Source organism: Halodesulfurarchaeum sp. (genome assembly GCF_036626455.1).
Lineage (GTDB): Archaea > Halobacteriota > Halobacteria > Halobacteriales > Halobacteriaceae > Halodesulfurarchaeum.
In genome coordinates, this window is the sequence record NZ_JAZKRK010000036.1 from 1 (window position 1) to 19,543 (window position 19,543).

At 58.7% G+C, this 19,543-nt stretch carries 22 protein-coding genes; 12 read left to right on the forward strand and 10 right to left on the reverse strand.

The genetic code is table 11. From position 1 onward, the window contains the following. Positions 1 to 259, reverse strand: a 259-nt coding sequence (locus tag V5A26_RS09620) for a hypothetical protein (RefSeq protein WP_332322360.1), incomplete at its 3' end; no start/stop codon positions are given. Between the two features lie 300 nt (positions 260 to 559). On the opposite strand from V5A26_RS09620, the gene V5A26_RS09625 reads away from it, so the two are divergent. Next, a complete protein-coding gene (locus V5A26_RS09625; protein WP_332322361.1) occupies positions 560 to 745 on the forward strand; it encodes a DUF7333 family protein in 186 nt (61 codons plus the stop codon). Between the two features lie 275 nt (positions 746 to 1,020). Here the strand turns inward: V5A26_RS09625 and V5A26_RS09630 are convergent, their stop codons facing one another. Together V5A26_RS09630 and V5A26_RS09635 are read right to left on the reverse strand one after the other, a co-directional pair. Beyond that, a complete protein-coding gene (locus V5A26_RS09630; RefSeq protein ID WP_332322362.1) occupies positions 1,021 to 1,452 on the reverse strand; it encodes a hypothetical protein in 432 nt (143 codons plus the stop codon). 223 nt (positions 1,453 to 1,675) lie between these two features. After that, on the reverse strand, positions 1,676 to 2,389 hold the full coding sequence (locus tag V5A26_RS09635) for an HNH endonuclease (protein WP_332322363.1): 714 nt from the start codon (positions 2,387 to 2,389) through the stop codon (positions 1,676 to 1,678). 118 nt (positions 2,390 to 2,507) lie between these two features. Between V5A26_RS09635 and V5A26_RS09640 the strand changes: the two genes are divergently transcribed. From V5A26_RS09640 to V5A26_RS09655, 4 genes are all read left to right on the forward strand, one after another. Next, entirely contained in the window at positions 2,508 to 2,879 is a 372-nt protein-coding gene (locus V5A26_RS09640) for a hypothetical protein (RefSeq protein ID WP_332322364.1), read from the forward strand. Positions 2,880 to 2,958: 79 nt separating this feature from the next. Beyond that, on the forward strand, positions 2,959 to 3,771 hold the full coding sequence (locus V5A26_RS09645) for an alpha/beta fold hydrolase (protein ID WP_332322365.1): 813 nt from the start codon (positions 2,959 to 2,961) through the stop codon (positions 3,769 to 3,771). Positions 3,772 to 3,916: 145 nt separating this feature from the next. Then, a complete protein-coding gene (locus V5A26_RS09650; RefSeq protein ID WP_332322366.1) occupies positions 3,917 to 4,060 on the forward strand; it encodes a hypothetical protein in 144 nt (47 codons plus the stop codon). Positions 4,061 to 4,062: 2 nt separating this feature from the next. Further along, positions 4,063 to 4,269 carry a hypothetical protein gene (locus tag V5A26_RS09655; protein WP_332322367.1) on the forward strand — a complete coding sequence of 69 codons (207 nt, stop codon included), beginning with the start codon at positions 4,063 to 4,065 and terminating at the stop codon, positions 4,267 to 4,269. Positions 4,270 to 4,305: 36 nt separating this feature from the next. Here V5A26_RS09655 and V5A26_RS09660 read toward each other — a convergent pair whose 3' ends face one another. The 3 genes from V5A26_RS09660 to V5A26_RS09670 form a co-directional block, all read right to left on the reverse strand. Continuing rightward, positions 4,306 to 5,094, reverse strand: a complete 789-nt coding sequence (locus tag V5A26_RS09660; protein ID WP_332322368.1) for a VOC family protein — start codon at positions 5,092 to 5,094, stop codon at positions 4,306 to 4,308. A 91-nt stretch (positions 5,095 to 5,185) separates the two neighbouring features. Continuing rightward, entirely contained in the window at positions 5,186 to 5,887 is a 702-nt protein-coding gene (locus V5A26_RS09665; protein WP_332322369.1) for a class I SAM-dependent DNA methyltransferase, read from the reverse strand. Positions 5,888 to 5,966: 79 nt separating this feature from the next. Further along, positions 5,967 to 6,638: a glycerophosphodiester phosphodiesterase gene (locus tag V5A26_RS09670; RefSeq protein ID WP_332322370.1), complete on the reverse strand. Its 672-nt coding sequence runs from the start codon at positions 6,636 to 6,638 to the stop codon at positions 5,967 to 5,969. A 127-nt stretch (positions 6,639 to 6,765) separates the two neighbouring features. Between V5A26_RS09670 and V5A26_RS09675 the strand changes: the two genes are divergently transcribed. Further along, a complete protein-coding gene (locus tag V5A26_RS09675) occupies positions 6,766 to 7,401 on the forward strand; it encodes a phosphoribosyltransferase (protein WP_332322371.1) in 636 nt (211 codons plus the stop codon). On the opposite strand, the gene V5A26_RS09680 is transcribed toward V5A26_RS09675, so the two are convergent. Further along, positions 7,402 to 8,700 (reverse strand): ATP-grasp domain-containing protein, encoded by a 1,299-nt coding sequence (locus V5A26_RS09680; RefSeq protein WP_332322372.1) that lies wholly within the window; start codon positions 8,698 to 8,700, stop codon positions 7,402 to 7,404. A gap of 201 nt (positions 8,701 to 8,901) precedes the next feature. On the opposite strand from V5A26_RS09680, the gene V5A26_RS09685 reads away from it, so the two are divergent. Continuing rightward, positions 8,902 to 10,323 (forward strand): amidohydrolase, encoded by a 1,422-nt coding sequence (locus V5A26_RS09685; protein WP_332322373.1) that lies wholly within the window; start codon positions 8,902 to 8,904, stop codon positions 10,321 to 10,323. A gap of 2 nt (positions 10,324 to 10,325) precedes the next feature. On the opposite strand, the gene V5A26_RS09690 is transcribed toward V5A26_RS09685, so the two are convergent. Further along, positions 10,326 to 10,508, reverse strand: a complete 183-nt coding sequence (locus V5A26_RS09690; protein ID WP_332322374.1) for a hypothetical protein — start codon at positions 10,506 to 10,508, stop codon at positions 10,326 to 10,328. A 521-nt stretch (positions 10,509 to 11,029) separates the two neighbouring features. Here V5A26_RS09690 and V5A26_RS09695 point away from each other — a divergent pair. The 4 genes from V5A26_RS09695 to V5A26_RS09710 all read left to right on the forward strand — a co-directional run bounded on the left by V5A26_RS09695 (position 11,030) and on the right by V5A26_RS09710 (position 15,494). Next, positions 11,030 to 12,184, forward strand: a complete 1,155-nt coding sequence (locus tag V5A26_RS09695) for an ABC transporter ATP-binding protein (RefSeq protein ID WP_332322375.1) — start codon at positions 11,030 to 11,032, stop codon at positions 12,182 to 12,184. Between the two features lie 106 nt (positions 12,185 to 12,290). Beyond that, a complete protein-coding gene (locus V5A26_RS09700; protein WP_332322376.1) occupies positions 12,291 to 13,688 on the forward strand; it encodes an ABC transporter substrate-binding protein in 1,398 nt (465 codons plus the stop codon). A 38-nt stretch (positions 13,689 to 13,726) separates the two neighbouring features. Next, complete coding sequence (locus tag V5A26_RS09705) at positions 13,727 to 14,614, forward strand: carbohydrate ABC transporter permease (RefSeq protein ID WP_332322377.1); 888 nt, start codon at positions 13,727 to 13,729, stop codon at positions 14,612 to 14,614. Position 14,615: 1 nt separating this feature from the next. Continuing rightward, the gene (locus tag V5A26_RS09710) at positions 14,616 to 15,494 is read left to right on the forward strand and encodes a carbohydrate ABC transporter permease (RefSeq protein WP_332322378.1); all 879 of its coding nucleotides are present in this window, start codon (positions 14,616 to 14,618) and stop codon (positions 15,492 to 15,494) included. A 60-nt stretch (positions 15,495 to 15,554) separates the two neighbouring features. Here the strand turns inward: V5A26_RS09710 and V5A26_RS09715 are convergent, their stop codons facing one another. Both V5A26_RS09715 and V5A26_RS09720 read right to left on the reverse strand, forming a co-directional pair. Beyond that, positions 15,555 to 16,850, reverse strand: coding sequence for an MgtC/SapB family protein (locus tag V5A26_RS09715; RefSeq protein ID WP_332322379.1), 1,296 nt, complete (start codon positions 16,848 to 16,850; stop codon positions 15,555 to 15,557). A 171-nt stretch (positions 16,851 to 17,021) separates the two neighbouring features. Continuing rightward, entirely contained in the window at positions 17,022 to 17,684 is a 663-nt protein-coding gene (locus V5A26_RS09720) for an HAD family hydrolase (protein WP_332322380.1), read from the reverse strand. A 195-nt stretch (positions 17,685 to 17,879) separates the two neighbouring features. Between V5A26_RS09720 and glpA the strand changes: the two genes are divergently transcribed. Next, on the forward strand, positions 17,880 to 19,543 hold a 1,664-nt coding region (gene glpA / locus V5A26_RS09725; RefSeq protein ID WP_332322381.1), incomplete at its 3' end, for an anaerobic glycerol-3-phosphate dehydrogenase subunit GlpA.

Sequence of the window (19,543 nt, forward strand, 5' to 3'; positions counted from 1 at the left end):
ACGTGTAGCTTACCGTATCTGCGTCAACTGTGAGGGTGCCGGCGTCGTGATCCACAATAACCGCAACCGTGTCATCGTACGTGAAGTCGTGTAATGCCATCCCAGTCTGGAGGATCCCATCGCGCGACAATTCGACACTTGCAGATCCGAAGTCGATGTGAATCTGATCATCAGTAGCCGTTACATCACCCGAGTGACCGAATCGACGTAGTTCATCAATCAGTGTCTCCCACTCGTTGAGTTGCACTCGTGGTGTCATGCGTCGTTCAATCGTGATGCCGCGTTCAGGAAAGTCTTGGTGGGAAATCTGCCCACGCGATCCATGCAACGAATTCGTCGCTCCGTAATCTCCTTGATGACAACTAATTATTGACCGATACGCGTGTTGTATTCAGCACGCTCTGTGAGACCTAATCAGAGGTTGTCAGAAACCGACTGCAAGATACAAAGAGTGGATGCAGCACTCGGTCACTGTTGAGTTCACGCTGGTACTTATCAATCAGCCGTTCAGTAAATTTGCTTCCTTAACGACTTTGTCTGTCCGGCCACAACGGCGGGTATGGAATTCGACTTTGTGAGCTCGGTAGGCCCACTCGTCGTGATCGTCGCCGTCGCGATAGTCGCGCTAACGTCCGTGATGGCTCCTTCGACAGTCTTCATGATGGTCCTGCCCTCGATGATCGTCTTCTCGGTCATCGCGTTCTTCTTCGGGATGAAACACGGCGAGTTCCGCGCCAGTCCGTAGCGGTCCGGTTCGGACGCCGACGTCCGCGGGGTCGAGGTACACGCTCGCCCCGAGTTGCGCCGATTCCGATTAAATTCGGTGATCGATTCGCGCGTTGTATTCAGCACGAAGGTCGAGAACTAACCGATATCTAACTAAAATGGCCTGCAAGACTTAGAGGCTGCATTCAGCAGTGGGAGAGTTATCGCCACTTATGATATCCAACCGGACTACTCGCGTGTTTTTTTTTTGTTTGCCAGGCTTCTGTGGGTAGACACCGACTTCCCGCGTTTTACTCATCCTGGGAAGAATAGCGCAAATAACAACAGTGCCAACACCGCAAACACGATGCTAACCAGCACACCGTACCAGACTGCGCCGGCAGCTAAAAGCAGTCGGCTATTGGCGGGGAGATTCACGTCGCGGGTCACTGGGAGGACGACAGCGACGATCAGCCAGCTGACGACCACTACTAGAAATGTCGAGCCGAATGCCCACGCCGGTAGTAGCGGACTTCCGGCGGGAAACTGGATGCCGACCGCGAGGAAAATCAAGACGTGTGTGGCGACGACGACGGTGGCTAAGAGGGGGTAGTTCAGGAAAACTCGTCCGGTCGGCCATCGACCACAGAGGTCCCGTAGGCGCTCGGACAACAACATCGGCACCCACCCAACCGCCACCACAACCCACAGGATCGGCACGAGTACCAATGCGTTTCCGGAGGCCATATCTCGTTCAGATTTGCGTAACCGATACTTGTATTCTGGGGACATCAGAAAGTCGCTCACTGGTGGGTGGTAACCTTTACTTGTTCTGTCCAACGTAGCCTGACAGACACGCGCGCTATATTTAGCATTCATCAGTGTAACCTATTCTGATGCTTTGTCCGACTACTCTATGCATTCTCGGACACGAATTTTTATTCTTCTGAGCAAATGGAATCAGACAAAATTATTCGACAGAAACCTCCGGCAGTCGACTGACCTTCGCCTTGAGTTTAGTTTTCGAAAATCCACCTTTATCCGCCTGCCGATGATGGTTCGGACAAAGGACAATCAGGTTGCTCGGTTTGTTCGAGCCGCCCTCACTCCGTGGTTCGATGTGGTGTACTTCAAGATGATCAGAACGGTCTCCGCACCTTTCACAACGCTGAATGGCGCGTTCGTAAATTAGCGTGTTTTTGGTACTTTCCGGCGCTGGCGGGGTAGTCTCCACGTCAGAATCCGAACTCGATTTCCCGGAAGATGAATTGCTATCTTCCGACTCAAAAAGGAGCTCCGTGGTAGTATCCCACCCACTTGATTTGCCAACCAAAACGCCCCAGGCAAGAATCAATAGACCAACGAACGCCATGACAGCACCGACTAGGAAGACTGTCGTGGTTGGCTGCCATCCTTGAGTGACTAGAATAGCCCCGCCAACGATGACAAGTGCAATAGCGATAACTCCTGGGGGTGCATCTACATCCTCAAGGCCCTCACCGGCAGCGGTCAGTTCACTCCCGGCACCTTGATCGAGATTTGTGTTGATTGGCTCCATCTGATTGCCGGCACCAAGACCGAAGCTGCTGGGAGCACCGCCATGGGCCTTCTCCTCGAACAATCCCTCGACTTTCTCCTGATAAGTGATCTCATAGAGGCCTTCTTCTGTTTTTCGAGGCGCCAATCGCCGTATTATTGCCGCTCTAAGAAGCCTCGGTTTCGCGTCGGAAGATGGTTCCCTAGCTCAAATAGCCATTTGGCCGACCAAATATATTATGCGAATGCTTGACCGAAAATGTAGTGTGGATCTTCACACTCGCAAAGTCGCGATTGGACTCCTTTTTGGACTCCTCGTCGTCAGTGCCGGCTGTTCTGGACTCTTCGCTGATGAGGCTACAACCAGTGAATTGTTAGTCGTCAACCAGGATGAAACGGATCATTCAGTCGTCGTTGAAATAGTTGAGGATGGAAATCTGGTTTACTCGGATGGACGAACCCTCGGAGCGGAATCACAACTCAATATGGCTCGTTTCAATCGAACGGGCGAATTCGAGATGAAAATTACCGTCGATGGGAATTCGACCACCCTCAGTCATACCTTTGGTGAGGATTCGGATCCGCCTGATGTAACGAATATCGGCATCGATAATGATGGAAAGGTGACCGTGGAATAACCCTCCAGCTGAAGATGAATAGAGGAAAGAATCGGCTTCCCGGTTTCAGGTCTGACAGACCAGGCCACCTATACCAGCTATGAAAAATCCACACACTTCCCTTTCCCATGACGAACAGTACCTTTCAGATGGACGTTCTCTCAGTTACACACTAAGTGGAGCACCAGATGGGAACCCTGTTGTATTGCATCATGGGACGCCTGGTTCCAGATTGTTCGCTTCGCTGCTATCAGCGGTCGCTGCGGAGGAAGGGGTGAAACTGATCACACCGGAGCGTCCAGGATTTGGACAGTCGTCACCGCCACCAAATGGATGGACCTGGCAGGATTGGCAACACGATTTGACCGAACTCCTCCAGGGTGAATCAATCGAGAAGGCATCTGTTCTTGGCTTCTCCGGAGGTGGCCCCTTCGCGCTCGCAGCGGGTCGAGCCGAATGGGCGAGTCGAATCGCTCTCGTGAGTAGCGTCATTCCACCGTCTCGTAACGCCCTCGCGAAACTCTCGAAGATACCTTACACCCTTCGACTGCTGTTTCGGGTATCGGAAAAATTGGCGACCATCCGTGGCGCAGAGAGTGTTGTTAGACAGTATACGGACCAGACGGTGTCGGAAACAGTTGCCCAACAGATTGCCGCGGATTTCCACGAAGCCTTTCGTCAAAATGCAAAAGCAGTAGCTCGTGAAAATCGGTCATTCACCGAAGGGGTTCTCCCTCAAGAGCAGATGGCTGTCCCGATCCGGGCCTGGCATGGAGCCGAAGACACAAATACGCCCATCGAGAGCGTGGATAAGTTCATCGAGCGGAATGAAGGGGAGCTGATTACGACAAAAAGCGATCATTTTGGTACTTTACTTGAATGCAAGCAAGCGATACTGCATTGGCTTCGATAGGGGTAAAAACATGTGCCGAGCTATGTGAAGGGGCTACATGCATTTGGAATAAAAGCATGAAGCTTTGTCAGTCCGTCTCGAAGCGGCTTCACCTCCAAATTAGAGACTCCTCCCCAGTTGTTTCGTCGTCGATGGGGTCGATCGTGTGATCGAGTTCGCAAACGAGCACGTCGAATCGCAAGTGAATGAAGGGACAGTCGAGGGTGTGCTTCGCCAGGATGAGGGGTTCATCATCGTCGTGGACCCGACAGTGGTGGAGTACCGAACGGAGACTTGGCGACTGATCTAGTCATGAAATCCCGCAATGATCCATCATCCGTCGCCGCGGTACGTTTGCCCCCTCTAACCGACGAAGCGTCCTTTCGAGAGGCCTTACAAGGTCTCCTCACCGAAGCGAGGAAAACTGGCCATAGTATCAGCGACCAATCCTGGAAATGTGACTCCACGGCCACTGGAACCACCTGGGACGTGGAAATCACGACCGTCGAGACCCGGTAATCGCTCGGTTTGGGAGCAGAGAGCGTGAAGTTGCCGTCAGAACGAAAACACCGATTCGCTTTCTGAGTCTCGGAGCAGCACTTCGATCTCGTGTCCATCTGGTGTTTTCGTGAACCCATAATGGCCGTTGTTCTCGGCTGGGGACCGGTATCCCGGTGCCTCTCGGGTCATGAGTTGGTCCCAGTCGGCCTGCATGTCCTCGGCCCGAACGGCGATGTGGCCCCAGCCCTCTTCGTGGTCGTAGGTCCGGCCGTCGTAGTTGTAGGTGAGTTCGAGAGACATCGCCTCCGGCGAAGAGCCGGCCGGTTCGAGAAAGTAGTTCGCGAACGTGTCGGCCTCCCACCGACCGGCGAGTTCGTATTCGAACTTCCGGCTCCAGAACCCGATGGCCCGATCGGCATCCTCGACGCGGATCATCGTGTGATCGAGACTCCAGGTTGCGCCCTCGTCTCGCTGGACGAGTTCGATCTGGTGGCCGTCGGGGCCCTTGACGAAGGCATACCGGCCGCCACAGGATTCCGGGTCCCGATAGTCGGCGACGCCACCATCCAGCAACTGTTGGTAGGCCGATTCGAGTTGGCCTTCCGGTACCCGAACAGCGATGTGGCCCCACGCGTCACCGATATCCGGCGTTTCGCCCTTGTTGTGGGTCAGTTCGAGCATGGCGCCGTCCGGATGCACCTCTTCTGGGCCCAGGTAGACGATCGTGAACTCATCACCTTCGTATCGGTCTTTTTCCTCGTACTCGAGATGTGTCTGATACCAGTCCAGGGACTCCTGGAGGTCACTGACGCGGATCATCACGTGATCGAGGAGGCCGTTCATGAGTGGACGGACGAGCGGGTGGGGGAAAATGGCATTGCATCAAGCGAAGCGGACTGGGAAATCGATTCGAAAGACGTTCAGCGAACCGGACTCAGTTCCGACTCGCGACGAACACGGTCCGGGAATCTCCAGTCCCGTATCCCTCGTGGATCTCGAAGCCGAGCCCGGATGTTTCCAGTGTTGCACCGATCGTTGCATCGTCGAACGGCGTCATCTCCCGACTGTTCACGAAACACTCACCGGTCGGAGTGTAGGTGACGGCTCGCCATTCGAGCGTTCCGGAACCAGTGGGAACATGGTGGGCGACGCGAACATATTGTCCCTCCCTCGTCGTTCCGACGTCAAGCGCAGGTTCATTACCTTCTGTCGGGAGGGGTGAGTTGTCGAAGATGAGAAGCCCATTATTCCTGAGCCGGTCAGCCAGAGTCTCGATAGTGGGCGCTAATGCATCCGGCTGGAGATGGTTGATCACACCTCGAATGGCCACGACAACGTCGTACATTCCTGGAGCTGAGGTATCCGGGAGCGAAGCTTTGTGAAAGTCGGCGTCGCACTTGGACCGGGCGAGATCAAGCATGCCGTCGTATTTGTCGATTCCGGTCACATCCAGGCCAGCCCGCTTGAACCGACACGTATGCTCGCCCGTCCCACATCCGACCTCGAGCATTTGGTCGGCTGCTATACCATACCGGTCCAGTGTTTCCAGGACGAACGAGACGTCCCGGTCGTAGTCCCATTCGGACTGGATGGCATCGTACAACGCCGGGTGCTCAGTATACAGGTGCTCGGCCATCCGTGGCCTGAATGAGTGGGCTTGGCATAAAGAGCGGTCGGGCAGTGACCCCCTATCTCGCCCGGATTTATCCTTGCACTTATTCCGACTCGACGACCCGCCAATCGTCGACGAGTACCCCATCGGCCCCTGCTGTTCGCAGTGCTTCGACCGTCGCAGAATCTGGCACTGTCCAGGCGTTCACCGACAATCCCCGGTCATGGGCTGAGGCGATTCGATCGTCAGTGACCGTTTCATAGTGGGGATGGACGGCGTCGGCCCCGATCGATTCCGCAGCAGCAAGTTCGGGCTCCCAGCCAACCGATCGGTTCGGCTCGATCAGATGGGCCGTTTGAATACCGGACTCGGCCAGTGACCCGATCGCCTGCGGGACAAAGGACGAGACGAGGATCTCATTCTTGACCCCTTCGAGGAGTGAAAGTAGGTCAGTTGCCATCCCAGCGTGTTTGAGTTCGATATTGAGGCCGATTTCCGGAGGCACCGCATCGACCAGTGACTCGAGCCGTGGAATCGTCGTGTTGGTGTCCTCGAGTGTCATTTTCCGCAGTCCTTCGTTCGTGGTCCCTGCGACGGCGCCGGTTTCGTTTGTTACCCGGTCGAGAAGGCGATCGTGAAACACGACGATTTCCCCGCTTTGACAGCGCTGGACGTCGATTTCGATCATATCGACATGAGCCGGGACAGCCCTGGCCGCTGGAAGCGAATTCTCCGGGGCCCCAACCGGGCAGGCACGATGGCAGATTACGTCCATATCGGGTCTTTTCGGGCAATTGCCATAGACGCTGCTCTCTCAGCTCGGATTTGACGGACTACTCGAGATACCGTGTCTGATAGCCACTCTCGTTATGTCAACTCAGGCTGTAGAATTATATAGTGCAATGACAGGCTCTTCCCGATTCACCGACCGACGTGAGGCGGGGCAGGAACTTGGGGACGCACTGCAGGCACTCGACACGGAGTTCGAGATCGTTCTCACGATTCCACGAGGCGGATTGCCCCTTGGGCGTGCCGTCGCGGACGTGCTTGCGGTCCCATTGGACATCGTCGTGGCACAGAAAATCGGGGCACCGAACAACCCGGAGTACGCGATTGGAGCCGTGACGAACGACGGGACCGTCTGGCGAAACGAGGCGGCTATCAACCGGACTGGGGCGGACGAAACGTATTTCGAAACCCAGCGAGAGAGCGAGGCGAGAAACGCCCAGGAGAAAGCCGAGCGGTACCGGGGCGGCTCACAGCCCCCGAAACTCGAGGGAAAAACGGTCGCCGTTGTGGATGACGGGATGGCGACCGGTTCGACGATGCGAGCGGCGCTCAAAATGCTCTCCGACCGAGGTCCTGCGCGAATCGTAGTCGGCGTTCCCGTTGGTCCACTCGACACGATTCAGGAACTTGAGGCGCTTGTAGACGACCTCGTTTGTCTGGAAACGCCGAGTCACTTCAGGGCCGTCGGCCAATATTACGATCGATTCGACCAAGTGACCGACGACGAAGCGATGGCATACCTGGAATAATCAGGTCAGTCGATCGGGTTCCGGGGATTTCTCGGGCTTTTTGAGGATTCCCGAACGAATCTCGTCGGCCCGGTCGAGCATTGCAGGATAATCATCCCCGAAGAGGTGGAATCGAGCGACCCAGAACCCACTTGTTCGAGTTTGCTCGATCTCGTCGCCTGGTTCTACGAACAGTTCGATATCTGTATCGGTTACCGATTCTGCAAACTCGAAGTCGACGTACTCCTCTGCGGGTCCCTCCCCGAAGGTTACGACGTGGAACTGTGTGCCCATCGTCTCGTAATCCGGAGTCGGTTGCCAGTCAGGTTCGACAGCTGCTGTCCGATCGGGTCGGTCCCCGGCCAAATGCATGATCCCTTCGTATACCGACGTGTCAAACGCGCCCTGGTATAGTGGCTCCCAGACTGACGCCGTTCGACCGTTGACTTCCGTAATGACATGTCTCTCCGGCAGTCTAAATATCTCAACGTTCCAGAAGCTCTGCTGGAAGCCGTGTTGATTGATTGCATCGGTTGCGATGTCGATCAACTTCTCCTGGGCTTCTGTCGGCAACGTCGAAGGGGTCGAGTAATTGTCAATGGCCAGTTCCTCGCCCTCGTAGTAGTTGTGATCGGAGATGGCCCAGATCTGGATCTCCCCGTTCGGATCGACCCAGCCTTCCACACAGTGTTGGGTCCAATCTTCGAGGGGTTCCTCGACCATCATGATGTCCTCGGTGGCAAGCGGGTATTTCTCCGTATCCACGTAGGCGCCAAAGAAGTCCTTGAACGGGCCGGTATACTTCGGGAGTTCTCGCTCAACGACGGACATCGCTTCTTCGTATTCCTCTCGATTATTGACCCGGTACTGGAGCAGTGTCATCGTAAGGAATGGCGGTTTGAGGTACGCCGGGAACTGGATGTCGTACTCGCCCCACTCGCCGGTTTCCAGATCGATGTAGTCGAACCAGGGAACGTTCGGCTGGTGTTTTCGGGAGTAGTATTTGTGATCTGCGAGAAAGATGGGTTCGAGTGATGGGCCCGGCAAGTCGTGCCGATCGATCAAGACCCCGCCCACGAGATTTGCGACGTCATGGGAGAAGAGGACCCCATCAATGTCCTCTGTTTCGACATAATCTGAGGCCCGTTCTGTGTACTCGACCATGTCGAATTCCGGGCCCGGTTGTGGGTAATCGAAATCCTCGTCTTCGAACCAATGGAGTTCGTAATCGAGATCACGCCCACCCAATTTGTCCCGATCACGATCGGTCGGAAGCAACACCAACAGGTCAGGTTTCGTGGATGTGGGATCTGTACCCATGTTGCAAGATACCATTAGGCTTGGTAAAGAGGTTACGATTGCTGGTTCTCGTGGAAACCCGACGATGTAAACGGGATATTCGAGAGGTAATCGGACAAATATTGCCATTTCAGCCCGTTTGTCTCGGGTTTTTGAAAGCGCTCCCTGAAGCAAATACCACGTTCGAAAAATTCATACCCCCCTGTCTATTTCTTCTCAAGAATGTCAAAATCTCGCATTTTTGCCGCGGTTGAGTCCGAGCGCGACTCGTTGGTCGGGCTCGCACGGGATATCTGGGAGCACCCCGAGATCGCACTCGAGGAGGAATACGCCGCGAACCGGCTTCGCGAGGAGCTCGAAGACGCCGGCTTCACGATCGAACGGGGTGTCGGCGGCATGCCGACGGCGTTCACCGGGACCTACGGGTCCGGCGAGCCGACGATCGGGATTCTTGGCGAGTACGATGCACTGCCAGACCTCTCACAGACGGTCTCGACGAATCGGGAGGCCGTGGAGGTCGGCGATCCGGGACACGGTTGCGGTCACAATCTTTTCGGCGTTGCGGGCATCGGAGCGGCGATGGCTCTGGCTGAGGCGATCGACAGAGGCGACGTGGATGGGACCGTCCGCTTCTACGGCACGCCCGCCGAGGAGACCATCATCGGGAAGGTGTTTATGGCCCGGGCGGGTGCGTTTGACGACCTCGACGCGGCGCTGACCTGGCATCCTGCTGACGTCACCGGCCCCCAGCGGACCAGTTCGCTCGCGGTCGACTCGATCAAGTACACATTCAAGGGGACCCCCGCGCATGCGGCGATGGCCCCGGGAGCGGGACGGAGTGCCCTCGATGCCGTTCAGCTCATGAATACGGGGGTCGAATACCTCCGCGAACACGCTCCTGACCGGGCACGTATCCACTACACCATCACCGACGGCGGCGGGGCGCCGAACGTCGTCCCGGCCGAAGCGACAGTCTGGTACTTCATCCGTTCGCCGAGCCGGCCCCAGGTCGAGAACCTCACGAATCGCGTCAACAACATCGCCGAAGGCGCGGGTCTGATGACCGAAACCGGCGTCGAGCGCAATTACGTGACCGGGGCGTGGGAACTCCTTACGAACGACACGATCGGGGATGTCATGTGGGAAAACATGCAGGACCTAGGGTCGATTCCCTTCGACGAAGAAGACCGGGCATTCGCCGCCGAACTCCACGAGACGATCGATACGGAGACGCTACTCACGCGCCTTGCGGACCTTCCCGAGGACGTGAGGGAGGCGGTCGAGGGGGAATCCCTCGCCACCGATCCGTTCCCGCGAACCGACGCCGCGCCATTCATGATGGGCTCGACTGACGTCAGTGACGTGAGCTGGATCGCCCCGACTGCCCAGTTCCGGGTCTCCACCTGGCCAGTGGGGGCGCGGGCACACACCTGGCAAGCCACTGCCGCGAGCGGGGGGTTCGGCTTGCGGGCGGTTTCGTACGCCGCGAAGGTTCTCGCCGGGACGGCGTATGATCTTATGGTGTCGCCCGACCGGCTCGAAGCGGCGACCGAAGAGTTCGAATTGGCGACGGGGAAGCGGAGCTATGAGACGCCCTTGCCCTCGGACGCCGAACCTCCATTTAGAGGCGGGATACAGTATTAAGCTCAGCCCCAGCCGACGAAATACTCGTATGCGACGACCACGACGATCCCGATGATAGCCATCGCCGCGGTCTTCGTGATCGTGTCTATCTGGAGCGTGGAAGCGACGTAGATTCCGGCCGCTCCCGCGGCGGCGATCAGGAGAAATGGCCGCCAGCCGTCGCGTTTTGCCCCTGTTCGAACCATAGTTGTCCCACGCCGGGTCACCTTATAAAGCCCACCGACAGGTTGGATGCGGTGGGAGAACGGACACGTCATCGAATCGGAAATAAATCTGACTTTTGATATAAATATTTCGGCAAACAAATAAGTGAATTTACTAATCAAAAGCCAAACTAGCACGGGGGAGGACTCACCAATCTTCGAATTACTTCTCACTAAATTTTTGAATTACTAAATATACACCAAAACTAATTAAAAATACGAAACTCAAATCGAATTTAATGTGAACACTCTGTACGATTTGACTGCAAACTGAATAGTCCGGTACAAAATTAAAATAAACAAGAATAGAAACAACGGGATAGCTCCGGGAAATATGATTTGATAACGCTACAGAATTTCAATGGCGAAGCCCCTGCATCGAACGGGCGCCGACGGTGGCTGTCTCCCTTGCCGGGGGCCCGTTCCAGTTACCCGGTCTGTGTCACCCGGGATTCCCGTCGGCAAAGAATTATATATGCGGCAGCAAAAGCTGGCCCAAATAGATGGCCGCCGATTCTGAAACCCGGGTCTCTCTGGAGAGGGCAACTAAGGACTACGGGTCAGTAGTTGCCGTGAAGGACATCGACCTCGAAATCGAGCCGGGTGAGTTCGTCGTCATCGTCGGACCGAGCGGCTGTGGGAAGAGTACCACCCTGCGAATGATCGCCGGCCTGGAGGAGCTCACCGAGGGGGACCTGTACTTCGACGACCGGAGGATGAATGCGGTCGAGCCGAAGGATCGCAACGTCGCCATGGTGTTCCAGAACTACGCCCTGTACCCACACATGACTGCACGTCGAAACATGGTCTTCGGCATGAACGCCGGCGGGCAGTCCTATTCGAGCGAGGAGATCGAAGCACGGGTGTCCGAGGCTGCCGAGGTGCTGGGTATCACCGACCTCCTCGATCGGAAGCCGAAACAGCTCTCCGGCGGGGAACGCCAGCGTGTCGCCCTGGGCCGGTCGCTCGTCAGGGACCCCGACGTGCTCTTGCTCGACGAACCGCTCTCGAATCTCGATGCGAAACTCCGCATTCAGATGCGGACCGAACTACGCGAACTCCATCACGAACTCGGGACCACGACCGTCTACGTGACCCACGACCAGACCGAAGCCATGACCCTCGGGGACAAGGTCGTGGTGATGGAGGACGGCGAGATCCAGCAGGTCGATCCGCCGACGGCGCTTTACGATTTCCCGGAGAACCAGTTCGTGGCGGACTTCATCGGGGAACCGCCGATGAATATGCTCCCCGTCGAAATCCGCGAGACGGACGGTGGCCACGTCGCCACTTTCACGGTCGGGCCACAGGATTTCAGGCTCCCGCTTCCCGGAACGGACGGCCCCTCCACGCTCACCGGTACGGATGCACTTCTGGGGGTGAGACCTGGAGATATACACCGAGCGGACCCCGACGAAAACGAGCCGGGAACGGTCCTCGAACTGACCGTCGATATCACGGAGCCGCTGGGCGAGTCGTTGCTTGTCCACGGGCGGGCCGGCGATCAGGAGGTGACAGTCGAACTCGACGCGCACGCGATAGTCTCCAAGGGGGAAACGATCTCGCTGGGATTCGACCAGGACCGGCTGCACCTCTTCGACCCGGCCGACGACGACGCGCTTTATCACTCGGCCGAACCGGGTCAGGACGAAGCGTGACCGAGGGATCGGTTCGGAGGTAGCGGGCTCGTACGAGCCGACGGTCCCGTTCGAACTGGGGCAGTAAAGTTTTTGCAAGTGGACTTAGAATCCAGATTATAGTCACATGTTACCGAACGACCCGGATACCGGCGGGAAGACGTATTCACGGCGAAAACTACTGAAAGCCGGCGGTGCGGCGGCGGTTGTCGGGCTTGCCGGGTGCGCGGGTGACGGCGACGACACCGGCGACGGGACGACCGAGGCGGGTACGACGACCGCGGCCGGGACCGTCGAAGACCAGGAGGTAACCATCAGCTTCTGGCCGGCATGGGGCGGATACTACGAGGAGACGTTCAACGCGATGGTTTCGAACTTCGAAGAGGAGTACCCGAACATTACCGTCGACATGTCCGCACAGGGGAGTTACACCGAGTCCCGGACGGCCCTTTTCAACGCGGCCAACGCGGGCAATCCCCCGGACATCGGCCACATCGACAAGAAGGACGCGATCGTCGCCCGCGATAGCGGGTTCATGACCGCGGTCGAGGACATCTGGCCGGACGTCCCCACCGACGACTACGTGGGCCCAGCCCTCGGGACGAGCGTCATCGAGGGGAAGACGTGGTCGATTCCGTTCAACAACTCCCAGATCGTGATGTACTACAACGAGGATCACTTCGAGGAGGCGGGGCTCGACCCGGACTCTCCGCCGGACACCCTCGAGGAACTCGCCACGGCTGCTAATACGATCGTCGACGAGGGGGTTGCGGACTACGGCGTGACCTGGCCGAATCACAACTGGTGGGTTCACAGTTGGATGGGCGAGCAGGAGGCCTTCGTCGCCGACAAGGAGAACGGGCGGGTCGGGGAGCCGACGGAAGTTTACTACAACAGCGATACCGCCGTGGACCTCTTTGACTGGTGGGTCAACGATCTCGGTGACGCGTACCTCAACCCCGGAATCAAGGACTGGGGGGCAGCCGAACAGGCTTTCCAGAACGGGGTTTCTTCCATGTTGATGGACTCCTCGGGTTCGATCGCGTATCTCCTCGAAGGCTTCAGAGACAGTGGCATCAATGCGAGTGTCGCCCCGCTCCCGGTGCCCGGTGAACGGATCGGGCACAACATGGGTGGGGCCGCTGTTTGGGTCACGGACAAGGATCGGTCCGAGGCCGAGCGGGACGCGATCAGGAAGTTCCTCGAAAACATGACCGGTCCGGAACAGCAGGCCCTGTACTCCAGGGAGACTGGGTACTTCCCGTCCCACGAAGAATCCTTCACTGTGCTCCAGGAGAACAACTTCTACGAAGACAACCCGGCCTTCGGCGTGGCGTTCGATCAATACGAGGCGTGGGAGGAATATCCGATGAATCAGGGCATCCTCATGGGTCCGAGCGCGGAGGTCTTCAAAGAGCTGGAGCGACAAGTTGACACTATGCTTCAGGGAACTGCCGTCGACGCGGCGGCCCAGGCGGCCAAAGACTTCGGCGACAGACGACTCGCGCGATACGTCCGGGGCTAACGCACTCCCCAATCGATGACCCACAGCTCTCCCAATCGATGAGCGAAATTTACACGCAGGACTGGAAGGCGTATCTGCTGTTGTTGCCCACCCTCGTCGTCAGCGTGGCGTTTCTGTACTACCCCGCACTGAAGACTTTCCGACTCGCGCTCTACCAGACGGTCGCGGCGGGGGCGAACCGCATCTACGTCGGACTCGATAACTTCGTTTGGCTGCTCGAAAGTCCGAACTATCACTACAGCTTCTTCATTTCGCTCGTCTTTGCGGCCATCGTCGTGGTGGGGTCGATGGCCATCGCGCTGTACCTCAGCTACCTGATCTACCGCGTCGCGGTGGGAACCTCGGGCTATCTGGTTTCGGCTATTCTCTCGTACTCGTTTTCCTTTACCATTGTCGCGACGATCATGGTGTTCCTGCTGGAGCCATCCGTCGGCATTCTCACCTACCTCATCGAACAGGCACTCGGCTTCGAAGTCAACTGGGTGTCAAACAGCACGCAGGCCATCGTCGTCGTCTCGGGTACCTCGATTTTGAAGATGGTCGGCTACAACGTCATCTTCCTCATCGGGGCGTTGAGTTCCATCCCGGAGACGATCAACGAGACGGCAAAACTCGACGGGATCGGGCACCTCCAACTGCTCTCGCGGGTGTACGTGCCCCTGATCTCGCCGACGCTCGCGTTCCTGTTGATCATGAACACCGTCTATGCCTTCTTCCTCCCCTTCCCGGTCATCGACGTGATGACCAGCGGGGGGCCAGGGAACTCGACCTCGATCCTGATCTATCACCTCTACGAAACGGCGTTCAGCCAGAGCCAGATGGGCCTCGCCGCCACGGAGTCGATCGTCCTCTTCGTCCTCGTCGGTGGATTGATCGTCATCCAACTGGTGTGGTCCGATCGGGCCGCCCACTTCGGAGGGACCTGAAATGAGCGTCGCAAATTACCTCGAAAAGACCCAGCTTCGCGCGACCGTCGAGCGCTACGTTCGACTCGTCCGCCGGGAATGGAAACTCCACGCCCAGCTCATCGTGACCCTCTTCGTGCTCCTGGTGCCACTCGTGCTCGTGTTGCTCATGAGCACCCAGTCGAAGGCGGAGATCCTCGATTTCACCTACATCGGCCTCGGGAGCGACGGGCTGGACAACTATCGCGTGGTCCTCGAGCGGTACGGCTTCCTGAATTATCTGAAAAACAGCTTCGTCATGGCTTCGCTGATCGCGGTCGGTAAAGTCGGAATCTCGATGCTTGCCGCACTCGCCATCGTTTTTTTCGACTTCCGCTTCAAGCGCCTCCTGTTCCTGTTCATTCTCCTCACGTTGACCTTGCCGGTTCCGGTGCGGATCGTCCCGCTGTTCGAGATCATGGTCGACATGGGCTGGAACGACACGATGTACGCCCTCGTCCTGCCCTATCTCGCGAGTGCGACGTCGGTCCTGCTGCTCAGACAGCACTTCCTCTCGATCTCCGAGTCACTCGTGGAAACCGCCCGTCTCAACGGCGTCGGGCCGCTCAAGTTCCTGGTGTACGTTCTGATTCCGATGTCGAAGAGCATGATCATCGGTCTTTTCGTGATCGCGTTCATCTGGGGCTGGAACCAGTACCTCTGGCCGCTCGTGGCCATCCAGTCCAGCAGCCAGCAGGTCGTACAGGTGGGCCTCGCCGAGCTGCAGGGCGCGACCGGGGGTGGACAGACGCTCTGGGGACTCATCATGGCCGGAACGGTCCTCGCGCTGTTGCCACCGCTAATCATCCTGATCCTCGCGAACCGGCCCCTGCTGGAGACGTTCAACGTCCAAATGAAGTGATTTCTTCCCGATTTTCTCCGTCACAAATCTCTCGACGACTGTCCCGCCGCTCGAACGCTCTCAAACGAACAGCAAGACCAGCCCGGAGACCGTCGCTCCAGCGGCGACGAGTACCGACGTCGCGACGGTCACCGGTCTGGTGAGGGTTCGGTTCATCGAGACGACCAATGCAAGTTTGACCAGTATGCTGGCGGTGACACCGGCGATGATCGCCAGCGACGCGAGGTGGACGCTGATGTTGCCTGACTGGACGAGCAACACCGCACTCGTCGTGACGGCGCCGCTCGAAACGAGCCCGCTGAGGAAACTCGAGACGACCAGGCCGGAGGCTCCATAGGCACTCTGGGCACCCGCCGAGAGCACGAGGACCACGAGGAAGAGGCCCCCGAAGGTCAGCGCCGACCGGAGGTTAAAGGGGGAGTCAAAGTCCAGGTCGAAGGAGACCGTCCAGTCGCTCATCACATAGGAGAGGACGATGCCGGTGATGACGATCGTCCCGAGTGGGGCGACGAGCGTGAGCGAGATGCCCGGGATAAAGAGGCTCGCGATCAGGAGGTCCCGGGTGGCCATCGCGGCGTTTGCCAGCATGATCGAGCCGACCGCGAGCTGATTGAGCGCCGAGTTCGAGCGGGTTCGCGACACCATCTCCCCGATGACAGCCGTGGAGTTCGCCAGGCCGCCGAAGAAACTCGTGACCGCGATCCCCTTCGCCCCGTAGCGGGCCACCACGAGGTAGTTGACGAAACCGATGACGCTGATCACCATGATGAGCAACCAGACCGTTTGGGGATCCACAGCGTTCCACGGGTCGACGGACTCGCTTGGCAACAGCGGGTAGATGACGAAGGCGATAACCGCGAACTCGACTGCGCTGCGGATCTCCGCCTTTTCGAGGTTCTGGGCGAAGCCGTGTAGCTCCCGGCGGAGCACGAGCAACAGCGTCGTGACGACTGCCGCGAGGACCGCCTCGAAGTAAAACCCCTTCGCCGCGAGGACGCCGATCGCGTACGCGAGGACCATTGACACGGAGGTCGTGAGAAGATACTGGTCCTCGTCCCCGAAGAGCCCGCCGGCGGCGAAGATACTGCCCTGGATGACCACCAGGAGTCCCCCCAACACGACCAGCGCCGACACGCCGGTGACGACCGCGGCCGCCCCGAGCGTCGAGATGATCGTGAACGTCCGCAGGCCCGCAGGCTTCTGTGACCACTCTCGCTCGATTCCCATGAGCAGCCCCAGGGTCGCGGCGAGCCCGATTTTCGTCGCGTTCGGGTAGTGCACGAGCAGGTAATCAGGATCCGGTGTCGGCACTCCCTGGACCGCGGCGATCAGGTCGACGGTGGGGGCTGTAATCATGCGTGGTCACCTGTGGGCCGCGCCGGTTATACTGTGTTTTATTCCCATACGTAGTACTATATAGATATTACAAAAGGGTTGTGCCCGCCGTGGATCGTGTCCGGGTCGGGATTCGGTGTGAGCGGGATGCCCCTGCTCCGATATCGCTGCCGCCAGTTTGCAGCGTCTCCATCAACCCGACAGTCGGGCTTCGAGTGTCTCCCGAAGCGAGGTTGCGTCGTCGACGATCAGGTCTGCCGCAGACAGGTCCGACTCGCGGTTGCCGTCCCCGCGAAGCGCGATGCATGCCATTCCAGCCCGGACGGCCGACTCGACGCCATGATGGGAGTCTTCGACCGCGATGGCGTTTGCGGGATCGATACCGACCGACTCCGCCGCCCGCAGGTAGGGGATCGGGCTGGGCTTTGATTCGCCGTCGATGTCGTCGTCTCCGAGCACGACGTCGAACTCGTCGCCGAGTTCGAAGCGATCGAGCACCAGCTCCACCCACCGCCTTGGGGAGGCGGAGACGAGGCCGACGGCGATCCCACGATTCCGAACGTTTTCGAGAAGTTCTCGATAGCCATCGAGCAACCCGGCCCGGTTCCGGTAGATCTCCTCGGCCCACCGGTCGTACTGCTCGAGAAACTCCGTTCTGGAGACAGTGAGGGTGTATTCCTCGGCATCTGCGAGGAACTCGTACGTGTCCGTAATGCTCCGGGCCCGGATTTCCGCTTGGGGGATGGACTCTTCGGTGATGGCCGGGAGAATTTCGGTCCGCTCCACGGTTCGCCATTCGACCGCCGTGTCGACGGTAACCCCGTCCATGTCGAAGAAGACGACCTTGGGCGCCATTCGCTTCTCTTTCCGACACTCGGCCTGATAAACGTTTGTCCGTCCGGAGCTGACGGATAGCTAGCGGAAGCCTCGCCCTTCAGGGCGGGGAGGAAGTCAACGCCCAGTTGTGGATTTCCGGTGGCGGTCACCGACCGACGCCATTCGATTGCCGTACCCTTAAGGGAGGACACACACAGAGTGCATACGAACACCATGCCGGAGCACACGGGGGTCCTCGTAATCGGGGGCGGGTCGACGGGCACCGGCCTCGTCCGCGATCTGGCCCGTCGCGGCGTCGATGCGACCCTCGTCGAGTCTGGCACGCTCGCCAGTGGCACTACAGGTCGGATGCACGGCCTGCTCCACTCCGGCGCCCGCTATGCCGTCTCCGACCCTGAGAGCGCCCGAGCGTGCATCGCAGAGAACGCGATTCTCCGGGACATTGCCGGCCACTGCATCGAGCCCACCGGGGGACTCTTCGTGAAGCGACCGGCTGATTCAGCGTCGTATTTCGAGCGGAAGGTGAAAGCCTGTCGGGAGTGTGATATTCCGCTTGAGGTCCTGTCCGGCGAGGAAGCGCGATCTGTCGAACCGGCGCTCGATCCGGCCGTGGAGAAGGCAATCGCCGTCCCGGACGCCGCAATTGACCCGTTCCGGCTCTGTGTGGCAAACGCGGTGGACGCCGAAACGCACGGTGCCCGGATCGAAACCCACACAGAGGTCCTCGACCTCCTCGTCGAGAACGGGGCGGTTGTGGGGGCCGTCGTGGCCCACGGCTCGAACGCAGGTGGAGGCGAGGCGGAAACGGACGAAGCCCGTGAAACGATACACGCGGACCACGTCGTCAACGCCGCCGGCGCCTGGGCCGGTCAGATCGCCGCGTTCGCGGATATCGATATCGCCGTCCGACCCTCGAAGGGCGCGATGACGGTGCTCAACTCCCGGCCCGTCGACACCGTCATCAACCGTTGCCGGCCAAAGGATGACGCAGATATCATCGTTCCACACGAGACGACGGCGATCCTGGGAACGACGGACGTCGAGGTGAAGGACCCCGACGCGTATCCCGAAGCCCAGTGGGAGGTCGACCTGCTGATAGCGGAGTTGAGTGAACTGGTTCCCGGGATTCAGGACGCCCGGACCGTTCGCTCCTACTGGGGAGTGAGACCGCTCTACGAGCCACCGGAAACCGGGACCGCCGATCCGACGGATATCACGCGGGACTATTTCGTTCTCGACCACGGGTCCCGAGACGACACGCCCGGGCTGACGACTATCGTGGGCGGCAAACTCACTACCTACCGGCTGATGGCCGAGGCAGTCGGCGATCACGTGTGCGAGAAACTGGGGGTCGACACAGCGAGTGATACCGCATCGGCCCCGCTCCCGGGGAGCAAACACCCCGGCGATCTCGATGCTGCGATGGATCGCTTTGGACTGCGCTCGCCAGTCGCTCGCCGGAGTGCCGAGCGGCTGGGGTCCCGAACCGAGACCGTTCTGGCCGAGGCCGACCCGAACCCGGTGGTCTGCAACTGCGAGGCGGTGACCCGGGCCGAAGTAACAGACGCTATCGAGCAGGTGGGCCCGGACCTGAACGCGGTCCGGATCCGAACCCGGGCCTCGATGGGGAACTGTCAGGGCGGACGTTGTGGCCACCGACTCGCCGCCGAACTGTATCCGGCCCACGACGAAAAAACGGCTCTCGAAGCGCTCGATTCCCTCCGGGCCGAACGATGGAAAGGGCAGCGTCATGCGCTATGGGGAACCCAGCTCGCCCAGGCGATGCTGAACGACGCCCACTTCCGCACCACGATGAACGAAGATCGGGACCCGGCACGCACCGGCGAAACAGTGGATTGGGCAGCCTTCGACGACGG

What these genes read in the sequence shown, in the direction of transcription:
- V5A26_RS09630 (WP_332322362.1), bottom strand. Translation starts at nt 1,452, where the DNA reads ATGGCCTCCGGAAACGCATTGGTACTCGTGCCGATCCTGTGGGTTGTG.
- V5A26_RS09720 (WP_332322380.1), bottom strand. Translation starts at nt 17,684, where the DNA reads ATGGCGCCCAAGGTCGTCTTCTTCGACATGGACGGGGTTACCGTCGAC.
- V5A26_RS09710 (WP_332322378.1), top strand. Translation starts at nt 14,616, where the DNA reads ATGAGCGTCGCAAATTACCTCGAAAAGACCCAGCTTCGCGCGACCGTC.
- V5A26_RS09645 (WP_332322365.1), top strand. Translation starts at nt 2,959, where the DNA reads ATGAAAAATCCACACACTTCCCTTTCCCATGACGAACAGTACCTTTCA.
- V5A26_RS09695 (WP_332322375.1), top strand. Translation starts at nt 11,030, where the DNA reads ATGGCCGCCGATTCTGAAACCCGGGTCTCTCTGGAGAGGGCAACTAAG.
- V5A26_RS09655 (WP_332322367.1), top strand. Translation starts at nt 4,063, where the DNA reads ATGAAATCCCGCAATGATCCATCATCCGTCGCCGCGGTACGTTTGCCC.
- V5A26_RS09660 (WP_332322368.1), bottom strand. Translation starts at nt 5,094, where the DNA reads ATGAACGGCCTCCTCGATCACGTGATGATCCGCGTCAGTGACCTCCAG.
- V5A26_RS09675 (WP_332322371.1), top strand. Translation starts at nt 6,766, where the DNA reads ATGACAGGCTCTTCCCGATTCACCGACCGACGTGAGGCGGGGCAGGAA.
- V5A26_RS09705 (WP_332322377.1), top strand. Translation starts at nt 13,727, where the DNA reads ATGAGCGAAATTTACACGCAGGACTGGAAGGCGTATCTGCTGTTGTTG.
- V5A26_RS09690 (WP_332322374.1), bottom strand. Translation starts at nt 10,508, where the DNA reads ATGGTTCGAACAGGGGCAAAACGCGACGGCTGGCGGCCATTTCTCCTG.
- V5A26_RS09670 (WP_332322370.1), bottom strand. Translation starts at nt 6,638, where the DNA reads ATGGACGTAATCTGCCATCGTGCCTGCCCGGTTGGGGCCCCGGAGAAT.
- V5A26_RS09715 (WP_332322379.1), bottom strand. Translation starts at nt 16,850, where the DNA reads ATGATTACAGCCCCCACCGTCGACCTGATCGCCGCGGTCCAGGGAGTG.
- V5A26_RS09700 (WP_332322376.1), top strand. Translation starts at nt 12,291, where the DNA reads ATGTTACCGAACGACCCGGATACCGGCGGGAAGACGTATTCACGGCGA.
- V5A26_RS09685 (WP_332322373.1), top strand. Translation starts at nt 8,902, where the DNA reads ATGTCAAAATCTCGCATTTTTGCCGCGGTTGAGTCCGAGCGCGACTCG.
- V5A26_RS09625 (WP_332322361.1), top strand. Translation starts at nt 560, where the DNA reads ATGGAATTCGACTTTGTGAGCTCGGTAGGCCCACTCGTCGTGATCGTC.
- V5A26_RS09665 (WP_332322369.1), bottom strand. Translation starts at nt 5,887, where the DNA reads ATGGCCGAGCACCTGTATACTGAGCACCCGGCGTTGTACGATGCCATC.
- V5A26_RS09680 (WP_332322372.1), bottom strand. Translation starts at nt 8,700, where the DNA reads ATGGGTACAGATCCCACATCCACGAAACCTGACCTGTTGGTGTTGCTT.